This window comes from Actinosynnema sp. (assembly GCF_052038725.1).
The window spans coordinates 1-8,865 of sequence record NZ_JBQGCX010000128.1 but is presented as its reverse complement, the minus strand read 5'-3'; the positions used below and the strand labels follow the sequence as shown (position 1 = coordinate 8,865).

Below are 8,865 nucleotides of genomic sequence, written 5' to 3'. Positions count from 1 at the left end.
GCGGGGATCGACCGGCGGGGCGACCGGGCCTGCCTGCCGGGTGACCAGCGCTGATCACCCGCCTGCGCTTGCCGCGCTGCCCGCGCCGCCTGCCCTGCTTGCGCCTACCCGCATTGCCCGCCTGCCTGCGCCCACCCGGCGCTCGTCACCGAGCCGCGCCAGACCTCCGCGCCAGACCTCCGCGCCCGCGGCCTCCCGCCCGGCGCCCCCTCGACCCGCCCTACAGCCCTTCCAGGGCCTCGCGCATCGGCAGCGTCTTGGCGTGCGCCTCGTGGACCTCGGCGTCCGGGTCCGAGTCGGCTACCACGCCGCAGCCCGCGCGCAGCCGCGCCGTCCGCCCCGACACCTGCGCCCCGCGCAGCGCGATCCCCAGCTCGCCGTCGCCGTTCCCGTCGATCCACCCGACCGGCCCGGCGTAGCGCTCGCGGTCCGCGCCCTCCAGCTCCCGGATCAGCCGCACCGCGTCGCCCTTCGGCGTGCCGCCCACCGCCGCCGTCGGGTGCAGCGCCTCCACCAGCCGCAGCGGCGACGGGTCGTCGCGCAGGGTGCCGATCACGTCGCTGGACAGGTGCGACACGTTCGGCAGCCGCAGCACCGACGGCCCGTCCACCGACAGCGCCGCGCAGAACGGCCGCAGCGCCTCGGTCAGCGACGCGATCGCGTACTCGTGCTCCTCGCGGTTCTTGCCCGACGCGAGCAGCGCCTCCTCGTCCGTGCCGCTGCCCGGCCAGGTCGTGCCCGCCAGCACCCGCGAGTCCACGACCTCCCCGGTGCGCCGCAGCAGCAGCTCCGGGGTCGCCCCGACCAGCCCGTCCACCGCGTACACCCAGCACTCCGGGTACCGCCTGGCCAGCCCGCCCAGCAGGAACCGCTCGTCGATGTCCACGTCCGCCACCGCCAGCAGGTCGTGCGCCAGCACCACCTTCGCCAGCTCGCCCGCCCGCATCCGGCGCACCGCCTCGGCGACCGCCTCCCGGTAGCGGGTCACCGGCACCCGCCCGTCCGAGTAGCGGATGGTCGACGGCCGCCGCACCGGGCGCACCGCCCGCTCCAGCGGGTCGCCGTCCACCTCACCGATCGTGGTCACCCAGCGGTGCTCGCCCCTGCGGCCCAGCACGACCTGCGGCACGACCAGCACCGAGCTGCCCGGCTCGTCCGCGAACGCCATGCTCGCGAACGCCACCGCGCCCGTGCCCGGCACGCCCACCGCGTCCTCGACGTCCAGCTCGGCGGTGAACTCCCGCCACAGCCGGTCGGCCTCGGCGAACCGGCCCGCGCCCGAGGTCTCGAACCGCGCGGCCTCGCCCCAGCCGACCAGCCCGGAGCCCTCGCGCACCCACGCCAGCGCGCCACCGGGGTCGGGGAGCCTGGACAGCAGGTCCTCGGGGAAGGCGGGGCCGGTGACCGGGGTGGTGGTCACGCGCAGGCGGGTGCGGGTCCTGGACGGGGGAGCGGAGGTCACCCTTCGAGGGTATGGACTCGGTTCCGCGTTTCCGCGCCAGGGCGGCCCTAGACTGCTCCGTTGTGGTGGACGACGCAGTGCTCTCCGACGACCGCGCCGAGGACCGTCCAGCGGACCGCCCCGACCCCGGTTCCGACCCCGGTTCCGACCTGGGGTCCGACAGCCGCTCCGACAGCCGCTCCGACAGCGGTCCGGACACCGGTTCCGGCAGTGCTCCCGGCCGCGCTCCCGCCCCCGGTCCCGACGGCCGCCCCCGCTCGGGCCGACGCCGCGCGGTCCGGAAGCTGCTCGGCCGGTCGGTGCTGGTCCTGGGCGGCCTGGTGACGCTGGTCGGCGTGCTGCTGGTGGCCGCCTGCTGGCGCGACGACAACGCGATCGAGAGCAGGCGCGGTCGGGCTGCCGCCGAGGTGGTCTCGGTGTCCTTCCAGCGCACCGTCGTGCGCTACGCCACCCCGGACGGCGCGGTGCACAGCCCGGCGCAGGGCGTGCTCTACCCGGACGGCCTGGAGGCGGGCCAGGTGGTGTGGATCGAGTACGACACCGACAACACCGAGCTGGCGCGCGTCGAGGGCCGCACGTTCACCCTCGCGCTGCTGCCCGTCGGCACGTCCCTGCTCGCCGTGTGGGCGGTGCTCGGACCGCTCGCCTGGTGGCTGCGGCGTCGCGTGTGACAGTTCTTCTCCGCGTGGTGTGTTTCGTGTAACAATCGGCTGCATGGAGCTGGAAGCGGAGTTCGAGCGCGTCCTCGCCGCCGATCAGCGCGTCGAGCCCAGGGACTGGATGCCCGACGGCTACCGGCGCACGCTCGTGCGGCAGATCGCCCAGCACGCGCACTCCGAGATCATCGGGATGCAGCCCGAGGGCAACTGGATCAGCCGCGCGCCCTCGCTGCGCCGCAAGGCGATCCTGCTGGCCAAGGTCCAGGACGAGGCGGGCCACGGCCTCTACCTCTACGCGGCGGCCGAGACCCTCGGCGCCGACCGGGCCGACCTGACCGAGCGGCTGATCACCGGGCGGCAGAAGTACTCCTCGATCTTCAACTACCCCACGCTGACCTTCGCCGACGTGGGCGTCATCGGCTGGCTCGTGGACGGCGCCGCCATCTGCAACCAGGTGCCGCTGTGCCGGACCTCGTACGGGCCGTACGCCCGCGCCATGATCCGGGTCTGCAAGGAGGAGTCCTTCCACCAGCGGCAGGGCTACGAGCTGCTCGCCACGATGATGGCCGGGACCGACGCGCAGCGGTCGATGGTGCAGGACGCGGTGGACCGCTGGTGGTGGCCGTCGCTGATGATGTTCGGCCCGCCCGACGCGGAGAGCGCCAACACCGAGCGGTCCGTGGCCTGGCGGATCAAGCGCAACACCAACGACGAGCTGCGGCAGAAGTTCGTCGACATGACCGTGCCGCAGGCCGCGAAGCTCGGCGTCACCCTGCCCGACCCCGAGCTGCGCTGGAACGCCGAGCGCGGGCGCCACGACTTCGGGACCCCGGACTGGGACGAGTTCCGCCGGGTCGTCGGCGGGGACGGGCCGTGCAACGCCCAGCGGGTCGCCCACCGGCGCGCCGCGCACGAGGAGGGCGAGTGGGTGCGGGCCGCGGCCACCGCCCACGCCGCCAAGCGCGCGGCCCGAGAGGCGGGTGCGGCATGAGCTCCGACGGGTCCTGGCCGCTGTGGGAGGTGTTCGTGCGCGGCAAGCGCGGGCTCAACCACGTCCACGTCGGCTCGCTGCACGCGCCCGACGCCGAGCTCGCGGTGCGCAACGCCCGCGACCTCTACACCCGGCGCAACGAGGGCGTGTCCATCTGGGTGGTGCCCGCCGAGGCGATCACCGCGTCGTCCCCGGACGAGAAGGACCCGTTCTTCGCGCCCAGCGGCGACAAGGTCTACCGGCACCCGACCTTCTACGCCATCCCCGACGACGTCCCCCACCTGTGAGGCCCGCCGTGGAGCAGAGCAGCGCCGGTGACGGGCACGGGCTCGCCGACCTCGCGGACGACGGCGAGTGGGGTGGCGGCGGGCACTGGGCGTTCGGCACCGGCTTCGCCGAACCCCTCGCGGGCGTCGGGCGGGACGTGCCGGACGGGGTGGACCGCGGCGACCTGGCCGCCTACTGCCTGATGCTGGGCGACGACGCCCTCGTGCTGTCCCAGCGGCTCGCCCAGTGGTGCTCGCGCGCGCCCGAGCTGGAGGAGGACGTCGCGCTGGCCAACATCGCGCTCGACCTGCTCGGGCAGGCCAGGCTGCTGCTGACCAGGGCGGGCGAGGTCGAGGGCGCCGGGCGGGACGAGGACGCGCTGGCCTACCTGCGCGACGAGCGCGAGTTCCGCAACGTGCACCTGGCGGAGATCGAGTGCGGGCCGTTCGCGGGCGGCGACTTCGCCACCACGATCGCCCGGCTGCTGGTGCTGTCCTCGTGGCGGCTCGCGGCGTTCGAGCGGCTGCGCGGCAGCGCCGACCCGGTGCTCGCGGCGGTCGCGGCCAAGGGCGTGAAGGAGCTGGCGTACCACCGGGACCACGCGGCGCAGTGGGCCGTGCGGCTCGGCGACGGCACGGACGAGTCGCACCGCAGGATGCAGGCCGGGCTGGAGCGGGTGCGGCCGTACCTGGAGGAGCTGTTCACCGCGCACCCGGTGGAGCTGCGGCTGGCCGGGGTCGCGGTCGATCCGGGGGAGCTGCGCGCCGAGGTGGACGGGGTGCTGGACGCGGTGTGCGCGGCGGGCGGGCTGACCAGGCCCGGACCGGCGCCCGCCGCGTCGGCGGCCGGGCGCGGCGGGCGGGACGGGGTGCACACCGAGGTGATGGGGTACCTGCTGGCCGAGCTCCAGCACGTGCACCGGTCGCTGCCGGGGGCGCGCTGGTGAGCGGCCCGCGCCAGCCCGGTCCGACCGCGCTGGAGGTCGCCTCGGCGGTGCTCGACCCGGAGCTGCCCGTGCTGACCCTGGCCGACCTGGGGGTGCTGCGCGAGGTCGTGGAGCGCGACGGGCGGGTGCTGGTCACCATCACCCCCACCTACTCGGGCTGCCCCGCCGTGGACGAGATGGGCGCCGACCTGCGGCGCGGGCTCGCCGCGGCCGGGTTCGCCGACGTCGAGGTGCGCACCAGCCTGCACCCGGCGTGGACCACCGACTGGATCACCGAGGACGGCCTGCGCAAGCTGCGCGAGGCGGGCATCGCGCCGCCGTCCCGGATCGGCCCGCGCCCGGTCGGCCCCGTGCCGCTGACCCTCGTGCCGCCGCCCGGCCGGGTGCCGTGCCCGCGCTGCGGGTCGGCCCGCACCGAGGAGCTGTCCCGGTTCGGCGCGACCGCGTGCAAGGCGCTGCGCCGCTGCCTGGCCTGCGCGGAGCCCTTCGAGCACGTCAAGGAGATCTAGATGCCCTTCCACGAGCTGGCGGTCTCCGCCGTCGAGCGGCTGTGCGCGGACGCCGTCGCGGTCACCTTCGACGTGCCGCCCGAGCTGGCCGGGGAGTACGCGTTCCGGGCCGGGCAGCACGTGGCGCTGCGCGACGGGGACGAGCACCGGTCGTACTCGATCTGCGCGGCCGAGGGGAGGCCGCTGCGCATCGGCGTGCGGCGGGTCGACGGCGGGCTGTTCTCGGTGCGGCTGGTCGACCGGGCGCGGGTCGGCGACGTGGTCAGCGTCGGCACCCCGCAGGGCCGCTTCACCCCGTCCGGGGGCGAGCACCACGGCCTGGTCGTGGCCGGGTCGGGCATCACGCCCGCGCTGTCCATCGCGGCGACCGAGCTGGAGCGCGGGGCGCGGGTCAGCCTCGTCTACGGCAACCGGCGCAGCGACACGGTGATGTTCGCGGACGAGCTGGCCGACCTCAAGGACCGGCACCGGGGGCGGTTCCAGCTGGTGCACGTGCTGTCGCGGGAGCCGAGGGACGTGGAGCTGTTCAGCGGCAGGCTCGACGCGGCCAGGCTGTCGGCGCTGCTGACCGGCGTGGTGCCCGCCGGGGACGTCGACCAGTGGTGGCTGTGCGGGCCGCACGGGCTGGTCAAGGACGCGCGGAAGGTGCTGGAGGGCCTGGGCGCGCCGGAGGGCAGCGTGCACCACGAGCTGTTCCACGTCGCCGAGCCACCACCCCCGCCGAACCGGCCGGAGCGGGTGCTGGAGGACTTCGTGCCGGGGGTGGTCGTGCTGGACGGCCGCGAGACCCCGGTCGAGCTGCCCGGCGACGTGCCGGTGCTGGAGGCGGCCCAGCACGTGCGCGGCGACCTGCCGTTCGCGTGCCGGGGCGGGGTGTGCGGGACGTGCCGGGCGAAGCTGGTGACGGGCGAGGTGGAGATGCGCCGGAACTACGCCCTGGAGCCGCACGAGGTGGCCGCGGGGTTCGTGTTGACCTGCCAGTCGATGCCGGTGTCCGGGCCGATCCGGGTCGACTACGACGCTTGATCTGGCACCATCGGTCCGGTGAGCAGATGGGTGTTGGGCGGGTTGGCCGGTGGCACGCTCCTCATGCTGCTGCTGTTCGGGGGCGTGGGCATCACCGGAGTGTCGGGGCTGATCGCGGCCCTGATCGTGTCCGGGGTGGTCGGCGGCCTCCCCGGAGCGGTGATCGGCCTGTCGATCGGCGCCGTCCGCCGCCGCGACAGCGTGACGCGGCTGCCGCCGCACCCGCAGTGGCCCGCGCCGGGGGCGCAGCGCTTTCCGCAGCCCCCGCCGCCGGTGGTCCCGCCGCTGATGACCCCGCCGCCGGTGGCCCCGCCGCCGCCGGCGCGTGCGGCCTCCATGGACCGGTGGGGCGCGATGGTCGGCCGGTGCGAGCTGTCGGTGCAGCGGGTGGCCGCGGCGGCGGCGACCGTGCCCCGCTCGGCGGGCGCGGAGTGGCTGAACCGGATCGTGCACCAGTTCGCGGCCGAGCTGAACGACGTCCGCCGCATCGCGGACCTGGGTCGGGCCCTGGAGGCGACCGCCCAGGACCACCCGGTGAGCGTGCGCCTGGCGGCGGCGGTGAAGGACTTCACGGCGTTCGAGGACGAGGCCGGGCGGGTGGCGCTGAAGCTGGTGCAACAACCCGACCTCGCGTCGGCGCGGGTGCACCTGGAGATGCTGGAGCAGCAGGTGCCGAACCTGACGCTGGGGTGAAGCGGGCCTCGGGCAGTGCGAAACCCGGCAACCGGTCGCGCGACGCCGTCGTCGGGAACCGCCCGGCCCCGCTCACCGCGCCATCGACGACCGCCACCACCCCAGGACCTCCTCCGCCACCTCCGGCGCCGCGACGAGCAGGCCGTCCTCCGGCAGCCTCGCGTCGTCGCCCCGGCGGTCGAGGACCGCCGCGCCCGACTCGACGGCCAGGGACACCGCCCCCGCCACGTCCCACTCGTGGTAGCTGTCCAGCACCGCCGCCGCCGCGTGGCCCAGGGCCACCTGCGCCACGGCCAGCGCCTTCGAGCCCAGCACCCGCACGCCCGTCCCCGCCCCCGCCGCGCGCGAGATGAACTCGCCCATCCCCGGCCACGGGCCCGTCCGCGTCATCTCGGTGCACACGATCGCGTTCGGCGGCTTGTCGCCCAGCCGCACCGGCGTGCCGTTCGCGCGCATCCCGCGCCCCCGCGCCGCCGCGTAGATCTGCGCCCGGTACGGGTCCGCGACCACGCCCACGACCGGGCCCCAGCGGTCCACCAGCGCCAGGCTGTACGCGCACCACGGCACCCCGGCCACGTAGTTCGCGCCGCCGTCCACCGGGTCGACCACCCACCGGTACTCCGCGTCCACCGCCACCGGGCTCGCCGAGTCCTCGCAGAACACCGGGATCGCCGGGAACTCGGCGGTCAGCACCCGCCGGGTGTGCCGCTCCAGGGTCCGATCGGTGTCCGTCACCCAGTCGAAGGGGGAGGCGTCCTCGTCCGGTCGCGCTCCGCGACCGGCCGTCGCCATGATCACATCCGAGGCGTCGTTGGCCAGGCGCCCCGCCACTTCGAGGGCCAGCGACACCAGGCCGGGATCGGCGGGCTGGGTCGGGCGGGACGACAAGACCGTCATGCCGACCTAGTGTCACCGCTCCTGGTGTCCGCGACGCGACCTCCCGGTGAAGCGGCGACGAACGTCAAGCACGACACGCGCTGTTCCGACGCCGTTCACACCACCGAGAGTGACGTGCGAGGTGAGAACACCCCGCCGCGTCACTTAGTCTTCACACATGTCGCGCGCAGGTCTGGACAAGAACCCCCGCGAGGTCGCCGAGATGTTCGACGGCGTGGCGGAGGGTTACGACCGCACCAACTCCGTCATGACACTGGGGTTCGACCGGCGCTGGCGGGAGTGGAGCAGGCGGGTGCTGGACGCCCGCCCCGGTGAGAAGGTGCTGGACCTGGCCGCGGGCACCGCGGTGTCCACGGTCGAGTACGCCGAGTCGGGCGCCTGGTGCGTCGCCGCCGACTTCTCCATCGGGATGCTGCGCGGCGGGGCCAAGCGGGCGGTGCCCAAGGTCGCCGCCGACGCGCTGCACCTGCCCTTCCGCGACGGCGCCTTCGACGCGGTCACGGTCTCGTTCGGCCTGCGGAACTTCCAGGACACCGAGGCGGCGCTGCGGGAGATGGCGCGGGTCGTGCGCCCCGGCGGCAGGCTCGTGGTGTGCGAGGTGTCCAGCCCGACCTTCGGGCCGTTCCGCGCGGTCTACAAGCGGCACCTGCTGAAGGTCCTGCCGGTGGTCGCCAAGCGGGTGTCCTCCAACCCGGCGGCCTACAACTACCTCGCCGAGTCGATGGCCACCTGGCCCGACCAGCGCGCGCTCGGCGAGATCGTCGCCCGAGCCGGGTGGGACGACGTCGCCTGGTTCAACCTCACCGGCGGACTGGTCGCGCTCCACCGCGCGGTCAAGCCCCTCGACTGACCCCGGCGCCCCGCCCAAACCAAGACCTCCCAGACCAAGACCACCCAGACCAAGACCGCCCAGACCAAGACCGCTGGCACCGGGACCGCCGGCACCACCCGGACCGGCGGCACCGGTACCGGTGCCGGGACGACACCGAACCACCGAACCGACGAAGCGCAGCGGCGGCCCCGACCGGGGTGCGCCGCTACCCGCGCGGACCGACCCCGGCAGGCGGTGCCGGGGGACGGCGCCGGGGGCGCTGGGGGACGGCGGACGTGCCGAGCCACTCCCGAACCGTCGCTGAGAGTGACGCACGCCGCAAAACTCGCCACTCCGCCGCCCACGACCGAACCGGGACCAAGATCCCGACAACCCCCTGGACCGAGGTCCCAGGGGCAAAAGTGTGGCCTGCGCCACCGTGAAATCCGAGCTTCGGCCCTCCGCGCCGCGACTTCGGCCTCCCGTCGCCCCGCACCGCGCCCCCGAAGCCCCCCCCCCCCCCCCCCCCCCCCCCCCCCCCCCCCCCCCCCCCCCCCCCCCCCCCCCCCCCCCCCCCCCCCCCCCCCCCCCCCCCCCCCCCCCC

General features: G+C 75.3%; 10 protein-coding genes. 8 read left to right on the top strand and 2 right to left on the bottom strand.

Going from position 1 to position 8,865, the window contains the following annotated elements; all coding sequences use genetic code 11:
* Positions 1 to 220 precede the first annotated feature (220 nt).
* Positions 221 to 1,462: an isochorismate synthase gene (locus ACTUAL_RS02495; protein WP_440899127.1), complete on the bottom strand. Its 1,242-nt coding sequence runs from the start codon at positions 1,460 to 1,462 to the stop codon at positions 221 to 223.
* Between the two features lie 62 nt (positions 1,463 to 1,524).
* On the opposite strand from ACTUAL_RS02495, the gene ACTUAL_RS02490 reads away from it, so the two are divergent.
* Genes ACTUAL_RS02490 through ACTUAL_RS02460 form a run of 7 tightly spaced genes read left to right on the top strand, consistent with a single transcriptional unit; the run spans position 1,525 to position 6,553 of the window.
* Positions 1,525 to 2,133, top strand: coding sequence for a DUF3592 domain-containing protein (locus ACTUAL_RS02490; RefSeq protein ID WP_440899126.1), 609 nt, complete (start codon positions 1,525 to 1,527; stop codon positions 2,131 to 2,133).
* A gap of 43 nt (positions 2,134 to 2,176) precedes the next feature.
* Positions 2,177 to 3,112 carry a 1,2-phenylacetyl-CoA epoxidase subunit PaaA gene (paaA, locus tag ACTUAL_RS02485; protein ID WP_096497199.1) on the top strand — a complete coding sequence of 312 codons (936 nt, stop codon included), beginning with the start codon at positions 2,177 to 2,179 and terminating at the stop codon, positions 3,110 to 3,112.
* The gene (paaB, locus tag ACTUAL_RS02480; RefSeq protein ID WP_015805366.1) at positions 3,109 to 3,399 is read left to right on the top strand and encodes a 1,2-phenylacetyl-CoA epoxidase subunit PaaB; all 291 of its coding nucleotides are present in this window, start codon (positions 3,109 to 3,111) and stop codon (positions 3,397 to 3,399) included. The genes paaA and paaB overlap by 4 nt, the downstream gene beginning before the upstream one ends.
* Before the next feature lie 8 nt (positions 3,400 to 3,407).
* Entirely contained in the window at positions 3,408 to 4,325 is a 918-nt protein-coding gene (paaC, locus tag ACTUAL_RS02475; protein WP_440899125.1) for a 1,2-phenylacetyl-CoA epoxidase subunit PaaC, read from the top strand.
* Positions 4,322 to 4,834, top strand: coding sequence for a 1,2-phenylacetyl-CoA epoxidase subunit PaaD (gene paaD / locus ACTUAL_RS02470; RefSeq protein ID WP_096497197.1), 513 nt, complete (start codon positions 4,322 to 4,324; stop codon positions 4,832 to 4,834). The genes paaC and paaD overlap by 4 nt, the downstream gene beginning before the upstream one ends.
* On the top strand, positions 4,835 to 5,860 hold the full coding sequence (locus ACTUAL_RS02465) for a 2Fe-2S iron-sulfur cluster-binding protein (protein ID WP_096497196.1): 1,026 nt from the start codon (positions 4,835 to 4,837) through the stop codon (positions 5,858 to 5,860).
* 18 nt (positions 5,861 to 5,878) lie between these two features.
* Entirely contained in the window at positions 5,879 to 6,553 is a 675-nt protein-coding gene (locus ACTUAL_RS02460) for a hypothetical protein (RefSeq protein WP_440899124.1), read from the top strand.
* 72 nt (positions 6,554 to 6,625) lie between these two features.
* Here the strand turns inward: ACTUAL_RS02460 and ACTUAL_RS02455 are convergent, their stop codons facing one another.
* Entirely contained in the window at positions 6,626 to 7,450 is an 825-nt protein-coding gene (locus ACTUAL_RS02455) for an inositol monophosphatase family protein (protein WP_096497194.1), read from the bottom strand.
* Positions 7,451 to 7,607: 157 nt separating this feature from the next.
* Here ACTUAL_RS02455 and ACTUAL_RS02450 point away from each other — a divergent pair, with 157 nt between their 5' ends.
* Positions 7,608 to 8,300 (top strand): demethylmenaquinone methyltransferase, encoded by a 693-nt coding sequence (locus ACTUAL_RS02450; RefSeq protein WP_096497193.1) that lies wholly within the window; start codon positions 7,608 to 7,610, stop codon positions 8,298 to 8,300.
* Positions 8,301 to 8,865 lie beyond the last annotated feature (565 nt).

Bases quoted from the DNA above. Each gene is read 5' to 3' on its own strand.
- paaA (WP_096497199.1), top strand. From the start codon at position 2,177: ATGGAGCTGGAAGCGGAGTTCGAGCGCGTCCTCGCCGCCGATCAGCGC.
- paaB (WP_015805366.1), top strand. From the start codon at position 3,109: ATGAGCTCCGACGGGTCCTGGCCGCTGTGGGAGGTGTTCGTGCGCGGC.
- ACTUAL_RS02465 (WP_096497196.1), top strand. From the start codon at position 4,835: ATGCCCTTCCACGAGCTGGCGGTCTCCGCCGTCGAGCGGCTGTGCGCG.
- ACTUAL_RS02455 (WP_096497194.1), bottom strand. From the start codon at position 7,450: ATGACGGTCTTGTCGTCCCGCCCGACCCAGCCCGCCGATCCCGGCCTG.
- ACTUAL_RS02450 (WP_096497193.1), top strand. From the start codon at position 7,608: ATGTCGCGCGCAGGTCTGGACAAGAACCCCCGCGAGGTCGCCGAGATG.